This window comes from Pseudomonas sp. OE 28.3 (genome assembly GCF_014268205.2).
GTDB classification, from domain to species: Bacteria; Pseudomonadota; Gammaproteobacteria; order Pseudomonadales; family Pseudomonadaceae; genus Aquipseudomonas; species Aquipseudomonas edaphica.
The window spans coordinates 139,774-156,583 of sequence record NZ_CP077082.1 but is presented as its reverse complement, the minus strand read 5'-3'; the positions used below and the strand labels follow the sequence as shown (position 1 = coordinate 156,583).

General features: G+C 60.6%; 14 protein-coding genes. 8 read left to right on the top strand and 6 right to left on the bottom strand.

The window, feature by feature from the left end; all coding sequences use genetic code 11:
- The first annotated feature begins 6 nt into the window (after positions 1 to 6).
- The 3 genes from zigA to HU759_RS00660 are packed head-to-tail and all read left to right on the top strand — an operon-like array spanning position 7 to position 2,861.
- A complete protein-coding gene (zigA, locus tag HU759_RS00670) occupies positions 7 to 1,212 on the top strand; it encodes a zinc metallochaperone GTPase ZigA (protein WP_186617234.1) in 1,206 nt (401 codons plus the stop codon).
- Positions 1,212 to 1,856, top strand: a complete 645-nt coding sequence (locus HU759_RS00665) for a DUF1826 domain-containing protein (protein ID WP_186617236.1) — start codon at positions 1,212 to 1,214, stop codon at positions 1,854 to 1,856. Before zigA ends, HU759_RS00665 begins: the two co-directional genes overlap by 1 nt.
- A 42-nt stretch (positions 1,857 to 1,898) precedes the next feature.
- Positions 1,899 to 2,861: a CobW family GTP-binding protein gene (locus tag HU759_RS00660; RefSeq protein ID WP_186617238.1), complete on the top strand. Its 963-nt coding sequence runs from the start codon at positions 1,899 to 1,901 to the stop codon at positions 2,859 to 2,861.
- On the opposite strand, the gene HU759_RS00655 is transcribed toward HU759_RS00660, so the two are convergent.
- Entirely contained in the window at positions 2,855 to 3,250 is a 396-nt protein-coding gene (locus tag HU759_RS00655) for a DUF3301 domain-containing protein (protein WP_017135767.1), read from the bottom strand. The two genes, HU759_RS00660 and HU759_RS00655, sit on opposite strands and share 7 nt — an antisense overlap.
- A 117-nt stretch (positions 3,251 to 3,367) precedes the next feature.
- On the opposite strand from HU759_RS00655, the gene pdxY reads away from it, so the two are divergent.
- A complete protein-coding gene (gene pdxY / locus HU759_RS00650; RefSeq protein ID WP_058421087.1) occupies positions 3,368 to 4,240 on the top strand; it encodes a pyridoxal kinase PdxY in 873 nt (290 codons plus the stop codon).
- A 263-nt stretch (positions 4,241 to 4,503) separates the two neighbouring features.
- Here the strand turns inward: pdxY and HU759_RS00645 are convergent, their stop codons facing one another.
- Positions 4,504 to 4,989, bottom strand: coding sequence for an acyl-CoA thioesterase (locus HU759_RS00645; RefSeq protein ID WP_017135769.1), 486 nt, complete (start codon positions 4,987 to 4,989; stop codon positions 4,504 to 4,506).
- Positions 4,990 to 5,281: 292 nt separating this feature from the next.
- On the opposite strand from HU759_RS00645, the gene HU759_RS00640 reads away from it, so the two are divergent.
- Positions 5,282 to 7,045 carry a cation:proton antiporter gene (locus tag HU759_RS00640; RefSeq protein WP_186617240.1) on the top strand — a complete coding sequence of 588 codons (1,764 nt, stop codon included), beginning with the start codon at positions 5,282 to 5,284 and terminating at the stop codon, positions 7,043 to 7,045.
- A 144-nt stretch (positions 7,046 to 7,189) separates the two neighbouring features.
- On the opposite strand, the gene HU759_RS00635 is transcribed toward HU759_RS00640, so the two are convergent.
- The 3 genes from HU759_RS00635 to uvrD all read right to left on the bottom strand — a co-directional run bounded on the left by HU759_RS00635 (position 7,190) and on the right by uvrD (position 11,130).
- A complete protein-coding gene (locus HU759_RS00635; RefSeq protein ID WP_017135771.1) occupies positions 7,190 to 7,597 on the bottom strand; it encodes an SMI1/KNR4 family protein in 408 nt (135 codons plus the stop codon).
- Between the two features lie 135 nt (positions 7,598 to 7,732).
- On the bottom strand, positions 7,733 to 8,605 hold the full coding sequence (locus HU759_RS00630) for a Tim44 domain-containing protein (RefSeq protein ID WP_186617242.1): 873 nt from the start codon (positions 8,603 to 8,605) through the stop codon (positions 7,733 to 7,735).
- Between the two features lie 341 nt (positions 8,606 to 8,946).
- On the bottom strand, positions 8,947 to 11,130 hold the full coding sequence (uvrD, locus tag HU759_RS00625) for a DNA helicase II (RefSeq protein WP_017135773.1): 2,184 nt from the start codon (positions 11,128 to 11,130) through the stop codon (positions 8,947 to 8,949).
- 279 nt (positions 11,131 to 11,409) lie between these two features.
- Between uvrD and HU759_RS00620 the strand changes: the two genes are divergently transcribed.
- The 3 genes from HU759_RS00620 (at position 11,410) to HU759_RS29765 (ending at position 15,730) form a co-directional block, all read left to right on the top strand.
- Positions 11,410 to 14,283 (top strand): GGDEF domain-containing phosphodiesterase, encoded by a 2,874-nt coding sequence (locus HU759_RS00620; protein ID WP_186617243.1) that lies wholly within the window; start codon positions 11,410 to 11,412, stop codon positions 14,281 to 14,283.
- A gap of 162 nt (positions 14,284 to 14,445) precedes the next feature.
- Complete coding sequence (gene hexR, locus HU759_RS00615; protein WP_003177007.1) at positions 14,446 to 15,312, top strand: transcriptional regulator HexR; 867 nt, start codon at positions 14,446 to 14,448, stop codon at positions 15,310 to 15,312.
- A gap of 223 nt (positions 15,313 to 15,535) precedes the next feature.
- Positions 15,536 to 15,730 carry a hypothetical protein gene (locus HU759_RS29765; RefSeq protein ID WP_017135775.1) on the top strand — a complete coding sequence of 65 codons (195 nt, stop codon included), beginning with the start codon at positions 15,536 to 15,538 and terminating at the stop codon, positions 15,728 to 15,730.
- On the opposite strand, the gene HU759_RS00610 is transcribed toward HU759_RS29765, so the two are convergent.
- Positions 15,660 to 16,634 (bottom strand): LysR family transcriptional regulator, encoded by a 975-nt coding sequence (locus tag HU759_RS00610; RefSeq protein ID WP_017135776.1) that lies wholly within the window; start codon positions 16,632 to 16,634, stop codon positions 15,660 to 15,662. The two genes, HU759_RS29765 and HU759_RS00610, sit on opposite strands and share 71 nt — an antisense overlap.
- Positions 16,635 to 16,810: the final 176 nt, after the last annotated feature.

Genomic DNA, 16,810 nt, shown 5'->3' with positions numbered 1-16,810 from the left:
TACCTGATGACTAATCGCCTTCCCGTTACCGTGCTGTCCGGCTTTCTCGGCGCTGGTAAAAGCACGCTGCTCAACTACGTTCTGCGCAACCGCGAAAACCTGCGGGTGGCGGTGATCGTCAACGACATGAGTGAAATCAATATCGACGGCAGTGAGGTTCAGCGCGACGTCACCCTGAATCGCTCCGAAGAAAAACTGGTGGAGATGAGCAACGGCTGCATCTGCTGCACCTTGCGTGAAGACTTGCTGGAAGAAGTCACAAAGCTCGCCAAGGAAGGGCGCTTCGATTACCTGTTGATCGAGTCCACCGGCATTTCCGAGCCGCTGCCCGTGGCCGAAACCTTCACGTTCCGTGATGAAAACGAGCAAAGCCTGGCCGATATCGCACGCCTGGACACCATGGTCACCGTGGTCGACGGCATGAATTTCCTGCTCGATTACCAAGCTGCCGAAAGCCTCGCTTCCCGGGGTGAAACCCTGGGCGAAGACGACGAGCGCTCCATCACCGATTTGCTCATCGAGCAGATCGAATTCGCCGACGTGATCCTGATCAGCAAGATCGACCTGATCAGTAGCCGCGAACGCGAGGAGTTGATGGCCATCCTTGGGCGCCTCAATGCCCAGGCGGAAATCATCCCGATGGTGATGGGCGAAGTGCCGCTGAACAAGATCCTCAACACCGGCCGGTTCGACTTCGAACGCGCAGCGCAAGCGCCGGGCTGGTTGCAGGAGTTGCGCGGTGAGCACGTGCCGGAAACCGAAGAATATGGCATCGCCTCCACCGCTTACCGCGCGCGTCGCCCGTTTCATCCGCAGCGTTTCTTCGACTTTATCGATCGCCCGTGGGTGAACGGCAAACTGCTGCGCTCCAAGGGCTTTTTCTGGCTGGCGAGCAAGCATCAGGATGCCGGCAGTTGGTCCCAGGCCGGTGGCTTGATGCGCCATGGTTTTGCCGGGCGCTGGTGGCGTTTTGTGCCGAAAAGCCAGTGGCCGCAAGACGAAGAAAGCGTAGCGGCGATCATGGGCAACTGGCAATTGAGTACCGGCGACTGCCGCCAGGAACTGGTGTTTATCGGGCAAAACATCGACTTCGCGCAGATGCGCGCCGAGCTGGACGCGTGCTTGCTTAACGATGAAGAAATGGCCCAGGGCGTCGAAGGCTGGCGCCAGTTGGCCGACCCCTTTGGCCCTTGGTATGAGCAGGTAGCCTGATGCTGGCCCCGGTAATTCCCTTACGCCCGGTGATCCGGCAGACCCGGGGTGAAACGCCGCTGGCGCTGTCGGACATCCTCGAAAATGACGTCAACCTGGCGCTGTGGCAGCGCCAGTTGCCCCTGCATATCGCCGAATTTGGTGCCTTGCTGGTGGCGCTCAATGAGCCGTTGGCGGACTCCTTGGTGATTGATCTCGACAATGACGAGGCTGTGCCCAATTTGCAGGGTTTAGCCTCCAGTTGCCGTGATCTTGAAGGTTACGAAGGCTTTATCGCCGATGTGTCCTGGCTGGTCAGCGCGTTTGCTTGCCTGCTCGGTGCCAAGAGGATTGGCGTGCGTTTGCGGCTGTTGGACAAGGCCATGTGCCCGCGTTTTCACGTCGACCATGTGCCGGTTCGACTGATCACCACCTACGCCGGCATCGGCAGCCAGTGGCTGCGCGAAGGCGTGATGGACCGACGTAAACTCAGCCAGCCCGACGCGGAACCTACCGAGCGTATCGAGCAGGTCCACTGCGGCGAAGTGGCTTTGCTCAAGGGCACAAAATGGCACGGCAACGAGAACCATGGCTTGATCCATCGCTCACCCGCGCTCAAGGCCGACGAGCGCCGGTTGATCCTGACGCTGGATTGGCTCGCATAACCGCGTAGGATCAAGCGCTCTACCCGGCCTGAATGAAGCCCCATGCTGCAGAACATTCCTACCCACGTGATTGCCGGGCCTTTGGGCGCCGGCAAGACCAGCCTGATCAAACACCTGTTGGCCCAACGCCCGGCCAACGAGCGCTGGGCCGTGTTGATCAATGAGTTCGGGCAAATCGGCCTGGACGCTGCCTTGCTTACACAGGACGACGACGGCATTGCGCTGGGCGAAGTCGCTGGTGGCTGTTTGTGCTGTGTGAATGGTGCACCGTTCCAGGTAGGGCTTGGCCGCCTGTTGCGTAAGGCCAAGCCGGATCGGCTGTTTATCGAGCCCTCGGGCCTGGGGCATCCGGCGCAGTTGCTCAAGCAGTTGCGCGAGGCGCCATGGCAGGGCGTGCTCGCAGTTCAGCCGTGTGTGTTGGTATTGGATGCCCAGGCACTGGCAGCGGGCAAAGCATTGCCGCAAGCGCAGCAGGAAGCGCTGGCCAGCGCCGGTTTGTTGGTGTTGAACAAAGATGAATCGTTGGATGCCGCACAGCGCCAGGCCATAGAACAGCAACTGCCTGCTTGCCCGATTTACTGGACACGCCAGGCGCAGTTGCCGCTCAAGCAATTGCCCGGCCTGGATGCACAGGCTGGCGCAGCTGTGGATAACTTCGAGGTGCCCAAAGGTGTGGTACAGATGCCGGCCGTCTGGGTTGATCCTGCGTTGCCCATTTGCCTGAGTCAGGCCCAGGAAGGTGGCTGGAGTATCGGTTGGCGCTGGCATCCGAGCCAGTCGTTCGACATTGCGCGCCTGCACAGCTGGCTTTCTGGCCTTGAATGGCGCCGCGCCAAGCTGGTTATCCACAGCGGCGCTATCTGGGTGTCGGCTAACGCTGTGGATAATGGTCCACTCGCCTGGCAACCCAGCGAGTGGCGCCGCGATTCACGTATTGAATTGATCTTCAGCCAGCCACAGGACGTGGCTGGGCTACAGAGCACGCTGGCCGCGTGCCGTCAGTGACGGGTCTTGCTGGCGTGGTCCTGGCGCCATTGGCTCAGCTCGATGACTTCGGCGCTGGGCTGCGGTGTCTTGATCTCGAACGGGTAGGGCGCCAATTCGATCTGCGCGCTGTGTGCGCCAAACTGAGTGATAGTCCCGGGGTGACGGGCTTCGCCGGTCACGGTGAACTCAAAGTTGTAAATGCGTGCCAGACGCCGTCGACCATTGGCATCTTTCACAAAACCGATGCGTTTTAACGCCACTGCGCCGTCGAGCAGTTCGATATCCAGTTTGGCGCAATGCTGCTTGACCCGCTCCAGCGCCCGTTCACGCAGGCCGTGGTTGTGCCACACCCAGGCGGCACCGGTCGCCAACAGCATCAACACGAAGATATTTCCCAGGGTCAGCATGCGATGAACTCCAACAAAGTGAGAGCAGCTTAACTGTGTCTCTGGTCTGTCGTACAGGCTGGGTTTAGTCGCATACTGCGCGGCCAGAATTCAAACGGCTTTACGGAAATCTCCCGCATGAAACGCACACCTCATCTGCTTGCGATCCAGTCTCATGTGGTCTTTGGCCACGCCGGAAACAGCGCCGCCGTGTTCCCCATGCAGCGGGTCGGGGTGAACGTCTGGCCGCTGAACACGGTGCAGTTCTCCAATCACACTCAGTATGGCCAGTGGGCGGGCGAAGTGCTGGCGCCGCAGCAAATTCCGGCGTTGGTAGAAGGCATTGCCGCGATTGGCGAGTTGGGCAACTGCGATGCGGTACTGTCCGGCTACTTGGGCAGTGCCGACCAGGGCCGAGCGATTCTTACCGGCGTGGCCCGTATCAAGGCCATCAACCCCAAGGCCCTGTACCTGTGCGACCCAGTCATGGGCCATCCGGAAAAAGGCTGCATCGTGCCCCAGGAAGTCAGCGATTTCCTGCTGGACGAGGCGGCGGCCATGGCGGATTTCCTGTGCCCCAACCAACTGGAGCTGGACAGCTTCGCCGGGCGCAAGCCGCAATCGCTGTTCGATTGCCTGGCGATGGCCAAGGCGCTGCTGGCCCGTGGGCCGAAGGCGGTGTTGGTCAAGCACCTGGATTACCCGGGCAAGCTACCGGAGGGTTTCGAGATGCTGCTGGTTACCGCTGAAGGCAGCTGGCACTTGCGCCGGCCGTTGCTGGCGTTCCCGCGTCAGCCGGTGGGGGTAGGCGACCTGACGTCGGGGTTGTTCCTGGCGCGGGTGCTGTTGGGTGACAGCCTGTTGGCGGCCTTCGAATTCACCGCCGCAGCGGTGCATGAAGTGCTGCTGGAAACCCAGGCCTGCGCCAGTTACGAGCTGGAGCTGGTACGGGCTCAGGATCGTATCGCGCATCCTCGCGTACGCTTCGAAGCAACACCCATCGGCCTGTAAGCACACAAAACCCAATGTGGGAGCTGGCTTGCCTGCGATAGCGGTGTGTCAGGCGACAAAGATGTCGACTGTCAGGCCCTCATCGCAGCATAGGTATCTACACAACCGGTTAACACGAAGTCTGTGGCAGGTGGGCTGTTGTGGCGAGCAGGACAAGCCTGCTCGCCACAGGAGAAATAGGCTGCTTTTAAAAGTTGTGTAGATACCTATGCTCATCGCAGGCAAGCCAGCTCCCACATTCGATTGGGTTTACAGCTCGAAATTTACGGCCCGTCTGCCTTGATTTCCCGATAACGCTTCTCCAGCTCCTGACGAATCTGCCGACGCTGCTGCGCCTGCACAAAGCGGCGCTTGTCTTCGCTGTTCTGTGGCTGCAGCGGCGGTACGGCGGCGGGTTTGCGCTGGTCGTCCACGGCCACCATGGTGAAGAAGCAGCTGTTGGTATGGCGCACCGAGCGCTCGCGGATGTTTTCGGTCACCACCTTGATGCCCACTTCCATCGATGTGTTGCCGGTGTAGTTGACCGAGGCCAGGAAGGTCACCAGCTCGCCGACATGGATCGGCTCGCGAAAAATCACCTGGTCGACCGACAGCGTGACCACATAACGGCCCGCGTAACGGCTCGCGCAGGCGTAGGCCACTTCGTCGAGGTATTTGAGCAGGGTGCCGCCGTGCACATTGCCTGAGAAGTTGGCCATGTCAGGGGTCATCAATACCGTCATCGACAGCTGGGCGTTTCCGGGTTCCATAGCACACTCACGGGTTGTAGGCATTGGTTGGGGGACACCTCTACGGGTGCTGGAATCTTTACAGCGCTCTCCCTAACGGGACGCCAGTGGGCGGCTTGCCGTCACGCGAACGCCGATCTGTTTCCATATATTGCACCGGCTTTCTGCCGGAAGTCGTGGTGTTAACCTTCAAAAGCCCATCCCAGGGCATTTCTTACGATCAAGGCAGACTTTTCCTTCCGCGCTTAGCGATTGTTCAAGGGCGCGTGTGGAAGTGGGAAAAGCGCCAGTACCCCTCAAGGAGCCCCTCGCCATGCACGCCATCAGCTTTATCCAGGACTTGGCCGTGATCATGCTGGTGGCAGGGGTTGTCACCATCCTGTTCCACCGCCTCAAGCAGCCGGTGGTGTTGGGGTATATCGTCGCGGGGTTCATCATTGGCCCTCACACGCCGCCGTTCGGCCTGATCCACGACGAAGACACCATCAAGACCCTGGCTGAGCTGGGGGTGATCTTCCTGATGTTCTGCCTGGGCCTGGAGTTCAGCCTGCGCAAGTTGTTCAAGGTCGGCGCCACGGCGTTTATCGCGGCCTTCCTGGAAATCATCCTGATGATCTGGATCGGCTACGAGATCGGCCGCTGGTTCGACTGGAACACCATGGACTCGCTGTTCCTCGGCGCGATCCTGGCGATTTCCTCGACCACCATCATCGTCAAGGCGCTCAATGACCTGAAGATGAAGAACCAGCGTTTTGCCCAACTGATTTTTGGCGTGCTGATCGTCGAGGACATCCTGGGCATCGGCATCATCGCCTTGCTGTCGAGCATCGCCGTCAGCGGCACGGTGAGTTCCGGTGAGGTGTTCTCGACGGTTGGCAAGCTGTCGCTGTTCATGATCGTGGCGTTGGTCATCGGCATTTTGCTGGTGCCGCGCCTGTTGGCCTATGTGGCCAAGTTTGAAAGTAACGAGATGCTGCTGATCACCGTGTTGGGCCTGTGTTTCGGCTTTTGCCTGCTGGTGGTCAAACTCGAATACAGCATGGTGCTGGGCGCGTTCCTGATCGGCGCGATCATGGCCGAATCTCGCCAGTTGATTAAAATTGAACGCCTGATCGAACCGGTTCGCGACATGTTCAGCGCGATCTTCTTTGTCGCCATCGGCTTGATGATCGACCCGCAGATCCTGCTGCAGTACGCCTGGCCCATCGCGGTGATTACCGTGGCAGTAGTGATGGGCAAGATGCTGTCCTGCGGCCTGGGGGCGTTTATTGCCGGCAATGATGGCCGTACCTCACTGCGTGTAGGTATGGGGCTGTCACAGATTGGCGAGTTTTCCTTCATCATCGCCGCGCTGGGGATGACCTTGCAGGTGACCAGTGACTTCCTCTATCCAGTGGCGGTGGCGGTTTCGGCGATCACCACGCTGCTCACGCCGTACCTGATTCGCGGCGCTGACCCATTGTCGTTAAAGATTGCCGCGGTATTGCCCAAGCGCATGAGCCGGGTGTTCGGCCTGTATGGCGAATGGTTGCGCAGTATTCAGCCTCAAGGTGAGGGCGCGATGCTGGCGTCGATGATTCGCAAGATCATCCTGCAAGTGGGCGTGAACCTGGCACTGGTGATCGCGATCTTCTTTGCCGGCAGCTTCTTCGCGGCGAGCATTGGCGGGTACCTGGAAGGCTGGATCAGTGATCCGAGCTGGCAGAAGGCATTGATCTGGGGTGGGGCGTTGCTGCTGTCGCTGCCGTTTCTGATTGCGGCGTACCGCAAGCTCAAGGCGCTGTCGATGTTGCTGGCGGAGATGAGTGTGAAACCGGAGATGGCCGGGCGGCATACCCAGCGTGTGCGACGGGTGATCGCGGAGGTGATCCCGATCCTGTCGCTGTTGGTGATCTTCCTGCTATTGGCAGCCTTGTCGGCGAGTATTTTGCCGACCAACAAGTTGCTGGTGCTGATTGCCGTGGTCACGGCGGCGGTGGCGGCGGTGCTCTGGCGGTGGTTCATCCGCGTGCATACGCGGATGCAGGTCGCCTTGCTGGAGACGCTGGATAACCACAAAGATACGCCAGAGCACTGATGTCATTGTGGCGAGGGAGCTTGCTCCCGCTGGGGTGCGCAGCAGCCCTAAAACAGTCACCTCGCCACACCTGGAAAAACGCGTTGCCCTGGTTGGGGCTGCTTCGCAGCCCAGCGGGAGCAAGCTCCCTCGCCACAAAAAGCGTCAGCTTTCCAGCCAGACGTCCCGCGCCCAGTGCCACACCGATTCCCAGGTTTCTTCGGTGACCAGTTCTTCTTCGCCGGACCACAGCACCACGGTGCCGTCCTCTTCGACGCAGTAGTAGTCATCGCCGTCCTGGCAGATCGGGATCATGCTGCGGTCAACACCGGCGTCCCAGGCGTTGGCGGCAACGTCCGGCAGGTAGGTGTGGGACTGCGGGTCGGTGACGGTCACCGGTTCCAGGCTGCCGTACACCACGTCGCTGACGGTCAGCAGGAATTCACGGAATACAAACGGGATGTCGATGAACAGTTGTTCTTCGATTTCCACAATCTGGTCTTCGTCAGGCAGCTCCAGAGGAACCGGGACCGGTTCGTTGGCTTCACGCAATTGTTCGATGATTTCTTCCACGGCCGGGATCCTCTTGCTAGTTGGCGCGGTTAATAGGGCGTTTTATACAGTAGCTCGCTATAAGTGCAACCGCGAAATAGAAAACCCCGGAACATGTCCGGGGTTTTTATTACCAAGTGCTCAAGCGTAGGGTTATCAGCCGTTCTGGCGGATACCTGCGACCAGCCAAGGCTGGTTCTCGCCTTGCGGGCGTTCCATGTTCCAGCTTTCGCTGAACACTTCACCCTGGTCGAAACGCGAGGTCTTCGACACACCGCTGAAGGTCAGGGTGGCGATGGTCTTGTCGGCGCGATCATCCACACCGTCCAGCTGCACGCGCAGGTCGTCGATGTAAGTCGACTGGAACGCATCACCGATTTCGGCGCGTTCGCGCTTGAGGAACTCCAGCAGTTGCGGGGTCACGAACTCGGCGATCTTGTCCATTTCGTTGGCGTCCCAGTGCTGCTGCAGGGACTGGAAGTGGCTGCGGGCCGCTTCGACGAAACGTTCTTCGTTGAACCAGGCCGGTGCATTGATCACCGGGCGGGCGGCGGCAGGCGCAGCCGAACCACCGAAGATCGAACCCATGGCTGGTTTTTGCTCGAACACTTCACGCTGCATCGGCGCGCCGGCTGGCGCCAGGTGCTCCTGCTGCTTGCGTCGACGGGCGGCGATAAAGCGGAAGATCACAAACGCGATGACCGCCAGGATCAGGATGTCGAAGATCTGCATGCCCTGGAAGCCGCCGTCCATGAACATGGAAGCGAGCAGGCCACCGGCGGCGATACCGGCCAGAGGGCCTAACCAGCGCGAAGCACCGCCGGCCTTGGCAGCAGCGCCAGCGGCACCGGCTGCACCAGCGGTCGCAGCTGCGCCGCCCATGCCACCGGCGGAAGGAGCCATTTGGCTGGTCTGGTGAGTCGGAGCCGAGCCCATGCTTTTGCCGCCACCGAAGCGCTTGGCGTTGGCGTCGAGGCTCATCGTCAGGCCGATGCACAACGCCATGGCGATGCTAAGAAAACGTTTCATAAAGGGAATTCCCATTTGTGGATTGCACGCGCGCCATGTTGCACAGGTGTCGTGACAGTGGCTAGCGACATAATGTTTCGGGCTTTTGCGTAAGACCGATTCAGAATGGCCCGTAGGACTTATCTCAGATATTGGCCCGCGCTTGGTAAAAACAAGGGCGGGCCATCAACCTTCATGTAACGCGAAGTTTCATCATATTGGCTTATGTGGCGAGGGAGCTTGCTCCCGCTGGGCTGCGAAGCAGCCCCTGACTGGCAAACGCAGCCTGATAGATTGGCACGGCGCAAAATGGGAGCGCTTCGCGCTCCAGCGGGAGCAAGCTCCCTCGCCACAAGCGATTGTCAGACGGCTTCGAGCTTTGCATAGCCCATCATCAGCCACTTGCTGCCTTCGGCGAAGTTCACCTGTACCCGCGCCTGGGCGCCGGCACCTTCGAAGTTAAGGATCACACCCTCACCGAAGATCGCATGCTTGACCTGCTGGCCAAGGCTGAAGGGTGTTTCCGGAATCTCGGAACCGGCGAACATGCTGCTGGAGTTCTGCTGCTGGCCGCCGCCGAACGGTCGGCTGACGCTGTTGGACAAGCGCACTTCCTGGATCAGGCCTTTCGGCACTTCACGTACGAAGCGCGACACCTTGTTGTAGGTCTCGCTGCCGTACAGGCGTCGGGTCTCGGCGTAGGTCATCACCAGGTTCTGCATGGCGCGGGTGATGCCCACGTAGGCCAGGCGGCGTTCTTCCTCAAGACGGCCGGGCTCTTCCAGGCTCATCTTGTGTGGGAACAGGCCTTCTTCCATGCCTACCAGGAACACATACGGAAATTCCAGGCCCTTGGCGCTGTGCAAGGTCATCAGCTGGATGCTGTCTTCATGCTCATCGGCCTGGGTATCACCGGCTTCCAGCGACGCATGGCCGAGGAAGGCGGCGAGCGGCGTCAGCTCTTCGTCTTCCTCGGTGTTTTCGAATGCGCGGGCCGCGCTGACCAGCTCCTCAAGGTTTTCTACCCGGGCCTGGCCTTTTTCGCCTTTTTCCGCTTCGTGATAGGCGATCAACCCGGACTGCTCGATCACGGTCTGGGTCATCAAGTGCAACGGCATTTCCGCGCATTTGGCCGCCAGGTTCTCGATCAGCTCGACAAACACGCCCAATGCCCCGGCGGCGCGGCCGGTCAGGCCCTTGTTGGCGATCAGCAAGCGCATGGATTCCCACATCGACACATCGGCGTGGCGGGCGTGGTCGCGAATCGCTTCAACGGTTTTCTCACCGATGCCACGCGCCGGGATGTTGATCACCCGCTCCAGCGCCGCATCGTTGCCACGGCCTTCCAGCAAGCGCAGGTAGGCCATGGCGTTTTTGATTTCGGCCCGTTCAAAGAAACGCTGGCCACCATAGATGCGGTACGGAATGCGCTCGCGCAGCAAGGCTTCTTCCAGCACCCGCGATTGGGCGTTGGAACGGTACAAAATCGCGATATCGCTGCGCGCCAGGCCGGTTTTCAGCGCGCTTTCGATGGTTTCCACCACGTAGCGCGCTTCGTCGTGTTCATTGAACGCGGCGTACAGGTTGATCGCTTCGCCTTCGCCGCCGTCGGTCCACAACTCTTTGCCCATGCGCCCGGTGTTGTTGGCGATCAAGGCGTTGGCGGCCTTAAGGATGCCGGCGGTGGAGCGGTAATTCTGTTCCAGGCGGATGGTGATCGCGTCCGGGAAGTCGTCGGAATACTGGTAGATGTTCTCGATTTTTGCGCCGCGCCAGCCGTAGATCGACTGGTCGTCGTCGCCCACCACCATCAGGCTGTCGCCGCCCTTGGCCAGCAGGCGCAACCAGGCGTACTGCACGGCGTTGGTGTCCTGGAACTCGTCCACCAGAATGTGTCGGAAGCGTTTCTGGTAATGGGCCAGCAAGCCTGGATTGTCGCGCCACAGGTCGAGGGCGCGCAGCAGCAGCTCGGAGAAGTCGATCACACCGGCGCGCACGCAGGCGGCCTCGTAGGCTTCATAAATGCTGCGCATGGTGGCCAGGAACAAATCGCCGCTGGCCTGGATATGTTGCGGGCGCAGGCCTTCGTCTTTCTGACCGTTGATAAACCATTGCGCCTGGCGCGCCGGCCAGCGTTGCTCGTCCAGGCCCAGCTCGCGGATCACCCGCTTGACCAGGCGTTGCTGGTCGTCGCTGTCGAGAATCTGGAAGGTCTGGCTCAACCCGGCTTCCTGCCAGTGCGCCCGCAACAGGCGGTGCGCCAAGCCGTGGAACGTGCCCACCCACATGCCGGCCGGGCTGATGCCCATCAACTGCTCGATGCGGTGGCGCATCTCGGCAGCGGCCTTGTTGGTGAAGGTCACCGACAGGATGGAATGCGGGGACGCGTTTTCGACCTGGATCAACCAGGCGATACGGTGCACCAGCACTCGGGTTTTACCGGAGCCAGCACCGGCCAGGACCAACTGACGGCCAACGGGGGCTGCAACAGCCTGGCGTTGGGCATCGTTGAGGGAGTTCAGCAAAAGGGAGAGATCATCGCGCATCGGCGCATTCTAGGGTGCTGCGGGGAGTCGGGCAAATCCCAATGCCGGGTGGTCGATGCAAAACTTTCCGGGCGATCCTGGCCGCGCAAACATTCTGCTGACGGTGATGACCGGTAAGTCATGGCCCACAGCCCGCGCAGGGTCTAGCTCAAGCGCTTTGGCCACGAAGGTTGTGTGTAAAAACCGTGTGGTTTTTATGACTTGGAGCAGTTTGGCCCAAGCGCTTGCTTGTGTATGCTCCGTCCACGTTTCGGGCTCACCATTATAAGAACACTGCCTATGACCCTCAGTCCCGACCTGTTTGGCCCCTCGGTGGCGCCTGCGCAGGTCATCCGTAAACATTACGCAACCGAGATGGCGGTCGAACGCACTCGCCTGTTGTATCAAGGCTCCTTGCTGCCGACGTTACTGATGCTGGTCAACGGCCTTGTCTGCGCCTGGTTGCTGTGGAACCCCAAGCAATATCTGTTGGACAGTATCTGGCTGGTCTGGCTGCTCGCCCTGGTGGCCCTGCGCGTCATCCAGGTGGCGGCCTTTGATTCGGCGATGCCCAGTCGCCAGGCCCAGCCGATCTGGCGGCGCATGTTCATGCTCGGCTCGGCGGTCAGCGGGCTGACCCTGGCCACCGCCGCCATTGCCCTGGTGCCGGCCAATAGCTTTATGCAGCAGGCCTGGGTATTCGGCCTGATTGGCGCCGCGACGTTGTCAGCCAGCGTGGCCTATGCCGTGAGCTTGCCGGCGTTCCTGTCCTTTGCGGTGCCGTGCCTGGTGCCGCCCATCGTCTATCTGTTTTGGAACGGCGCCTCGCAGCAGCAAGGCTGGGGCGTGCTCGGCCTGATCTTGCTGGCGTCCCTGAGCCTGGTGGCGTGGCAGGTCAACCGCCTGATCCAGCGCGGTTTGTTGCGGCGCTTCCAGAACCAGGCGCTGATCGAGCATCTTCAGCAAGCGCAGCAACGCAGCGAGCAGTTGAATCAGGAACTGGTGCGCGAAGTCGGCCAACGTCGCCAGGCCGAACAGGAATTACGCGACGCGCAGATCGGCCTGCAAGACCGCGTGACGCAACGCAGCCAGGAGCTGGACGCCGCCAGCCTGGCCCTGAATAAAAGTGAAGCGCGCCTGGCCATGGCCCTGCAAGCCAGTGAGTTGGGCCTGTGGGACTGGAACCTGCAAACCGACGAGGTGCATCACACCCAGCTCAAAGAGTTGTTTGGCCTGGAGCCGGAGTACGTCACGGCGATGCTCAGCCACCTCAAGCCGCGCCTGCACCCCGAAGACCTGCCGCTGCTCAAGCGTGCGTTGGTGGAGCACCTCAAAGGGCGCAGCGAGGATTACCAGGTGGAATACCGCGTGCGCCATGGCGACGGCCATTGGGTGTGGATCGAAGACCGTGGCCGCGCCGTGGAGCGCACGCCCGGCGGCCGCGTCACGCGCATGCTCGGCACGCGCCGCGACATCAGCGCCGACAAGGCACTGGAGGAACAGCAACGCCTGGCCTCGACGGTGTTCGAAGCGGCCAGCGAAGGCATCGTGATTCTTGACCCTGAGTACGTGCTGATCGCCGTCAACCAGGCCTTCAGTCGCGTCACCGGATTTGAAATCGACGACATGATCGGCCGCAATGTCGTCGAACTGCCCAGCAGCCGTGACGCCCGCCGTCACTTCCCGGTGATCCGCCAGGCACTGCTCAGCCATGGCACCTGGCAGGGCGAGTTGGTGGAAACGCGCAAGAACGGCGAGCTGTACCCGCAGTGGCTGCAATTGAATGTGGTGCGCGATGCTCGGGGAAAAGTCAGCCATATTGTGGGCTTCTTCGCCGATTTGTCCGCGCGGCGTGAATCCGAGGAGCGCATGCGCTACCTCACTCACTATGACGAGCTGACGGGCCTGGCCAACCGTTCGCTGTTTCGCGAACGCCTGCGTGAGGCCCATGCGCGGGTGCGGCAAGGCGGGCGCAGCCTGGCGCTGCTGCATATCAACCTGGACCGCTTCAAGCTGCTCAACGACAGCCTCGGCCATGAAGTCGCCGACCAATTGTTGCAGAAAATGGCCCGCCGTCTGATCAATGCCTTGCCTGAAGCTGACACCATCGCACGCCTGTCCGGTGATGAGTTTGCCGTGCTGTTCGATGCCTACGGCAGCCTGTCGAGCCTGGCACGGGTGGCCACGCGGCTGCTCGCCAAATTGCGGGTGCCGGTGACGGTGGAGGGGCATGAGCTGGTGGTCAGTGCCTCCATGGGCGTCAGCTTGCTGCCGGATAATGCGCGGGAAATTTCTGCGCTGGTCAGCCAATCCAACATGGCCATGCAGCACGCCAAGCATTTGGGCGGCAATAATTTCCAGTTCTACACCGACAGCCTGCAAGCCAGCACGCTGGAGCGTTTGCAGCTGGAAAACCACCTGCGCAAGGCCATCGACGAGCGCCAGCTCACGGTGTTCTACCAACCGAAACTGTGCCTGGCCACGGGCAAGCTGAACGCCGCCGAGGCGCTGGTGCGCTGGGAGCACCCGCAGTGGGGCATGGTGCCGCCGGGGGACTTTATCGGCTTGGCCGAAGAAACCGGTCTGATCGTGCCGCTGGGCGAATTCGTGCTGCGTCAGGCGTGCTGGCAGGCGTGCGAATGGCAGCGCCAAGGGCTGGCGCCGATCCGCGTGTCGGTGAACCTTTCCGTGCATCAGTTGCGCCAGGGCAAGTTGGTCAGCCTGGTGCGCCAGGTGTTGGAAGAAACCGGCCTGGACCCGCAATACCTGGAGCTGGAGCTGACCGAAAGCCAACTGCTCGACAGCGTTGAGCACATCATTGCGACCTTCCAGCAATTGCGCGATTTGGGCGTGAAGTTGGCCATCGATGACTTCGGCACCGGGTATTCGTCCCTCAGCTACCTCAAGCGCATCCCCGTGGATTACGTGAAGATCGACCAGACTTTTATCCGGGGGCTTGGTCAGGGCCGGGAAGATGCGGCCATCACTCGCGCAATCATCGCCATGGCCCACGGGCTGGCGCTCAAGGTGGTGGCCGAAGGTGTGGAAGGCCAGCAGCAGCTGGATTTCCTGCGCGGCGAACGCTGCGATGAAGTGCAGGGTTACTTGATCAGTCGGCCGATGGCTGCTGAAGGGTTGGCAGATTTATTACGAAAAAATGCAGACTTTCCTTAAAGACCGCCACGCCGCCCCTGTGGCTACAAGGCGGCTGCCCGCTGATTCAAAGGGCATCAGGGCGATTTAGTGATGCATCGGGCGGGCAAAACGGTAATTCTTGTAGTATAACTACAAGCTTGCTACATCCCTGGCGTCTGCCAATAACAAGAGTCCTGCCCTTTGAACCTGTTGCAACATATCGCCCAGTCGCGCCACCTGTTACGCAAATCGGAACTCAAGGTTGCCGATCACGTGCTGCTTGATCCTGCGGCCGTGATGCACAGTTCCATGGCCGACCTGGCCCACAGCGTGGGCATCAGTGAGCCGACCATCGTGCGCTTTTGCCGTGCCATCGGTTGTTCCGGGTTCCAGGATTTGAAACTCAAGCTGGCGCAAAGCCTGGCGGCCGGTGCGAGCTTCGGGCAGTTTGCGATTCATGAAGACGACTCCGTCGCCGACTACAGCCTGAAAATCTTCGACACCACCTTGCACACGCTGATGGAAGTGCGTGAGAAGCTCGATCCGGTTGAGCTGCAAAAGGCCGTGACCGCCATGTCCCAAGCCCAGCGCGTGGAGTTTTATGGGTTTGGTGCTTCGGGAGCCGTCGCCGCTGATGCCCAGCACAAATTCTTCCGCCTGCTGCTCACTGCCGCGGCCTACAGCGACCCGCACATGCAGGCAATGTCGGCGGTGACCTTGAAGCCGACCGACGTGGCCATCTGCATTTCCCAGTCCGGACGCTCCAAAGACCTGCTGATCACCGCCAACCTGGTGCGTGAAAGCGGCGCTTCGTTGATCACCCTGTGCCCGAGCCAGACGCCGTTGGCAGAGCTGTCCACGGTCAACCTGGCGATCGACGTGCACGAAGACACTGAGATCTACACGCCGCTGACCTCGCGTATTGCGCATCTGGTGGTGATCGACGTGTTGGCGATGGGCGTGGCCATGGCGCGCGGGCCGAGCCTGGTCAACCACCTCAAGAGCGTGAAGCGCAGCTTGCGCAGCCTGCGGTTGTCACCCAAGTCCGTCAAAGCCCTCGACGACTGATTCGAGGTCGCCCTCGGTCAAATGTGGGAGCTGGCTTGCCTGCGATGGCTGGGTATCAGTCGCCGGATATGTCGGCTGACCCACCGCTATCGCAGGCAAGCCAGCTCCCACCTTGGTTTTGCGTTTATTTCAGAAGATTCATCGTCCTGTAACCCTCGCGCCGCCAAACCGTCATCGCCCAAGGCCATCCTGTACTCCCCGTACTCGCATTGGGAGACTCGAAATGGCCCGGCACTACGAAGACAGCAGCACCGTCAAAACCCGTCGTCAGCAAGAAGACCAGCGCCGCATGGCGTTCCGTCGCGCAATCGAAGACCGCTGCGAGGAGCGCCAGTTGCTCCAGAGCATCAGTGACTACCCGGAACTCCACTGGCAGGCACCCGCGGCTGCCCAGCGAAACGCTCAGCCAGCGCGCTGATCTGTACGCGTTCGCTGCGGATAAAGCCCAGGAACGCATGGGCCACCGGTGACAGGCGCTTGGCCTTGGCTTGCACCAGGCACCAACTGCGGTACAGCGGCAGTTCTTCTACCGGCAGCTCCTTGAGCCCGCCGGTGGCCAGCTCCAGGTTGACTGCGTGGCGCGTCAGCAACGCCACGCCCAACCCTGCATTCACGCACTCGCGCTGCGCCTCGGCCGAGGCTACTTCCACTGTTTGGGTGAAGTGCACGCGTTTTTCCTTGAAGTACTCCTCGCAGGCCAGTCGCGTGCCGGAACCTGGTTCGCGGATGAGCAGCGTGTAGGGTTCCAGGTCTTGAAGGCGCAGCGGCCCTTGCAGGCTTAACGGGTGATCGAGCGGCGCCACGGCAACAATCGGGTTGTTCAGGAACGGCAGGAATTCCAGGCCCATGTCCTGGGGCACCATGGACATGATCACCAGGTCGTCGCGGTTGTCCGACAGCCTGCGAATCACCTGGGCGCGGTTGACCACCGTGAGGTGCAACTGCACCTCCGGGTGCTGGCGTTTAAAGGCCGCGAACAGGTGCGGCACGAAGTACTTGGCGCTGGATTCCACCGCCAGTTTCAGTTGGCCTTGCAGCGAGCCCTGCATGTCCGACAGCTGCATATCGAGGTTTTCCAGGCGCCCGAAAATATCCCGGCTGGCGCGCTGCAAGGCTTCGGCGGCTTCAGTCATGTAGAGCTTTTTGCCGACGTAATCGAACAGCGGCTGGCCGATCAGCTCTTCAAGCTGGCGAATTTGCAGGCTGACGGCGGGTTGCGTGAGAGACATTTCCTCGGCCGCGCGGCTGTAGGAGCGCAAATCACACACTTCATTGAAGATCTGTAATTGACGCAATGTCATACGCATCAATGACTTACGCATTATTTAAATCCTCTCGCCCAAGGCCGTCCGGCCAACTATAAGTCTTTACTTATACACAACCCAATAATTATTGATTTTTGTTAATCCTCCGTTGCGCCTAGTGTGTGTCTCGCGACTGTCATGAAACATTTGGTCACGCGCCGACCCGGATCCAACGGGTCGTAGAACGCAGCAAT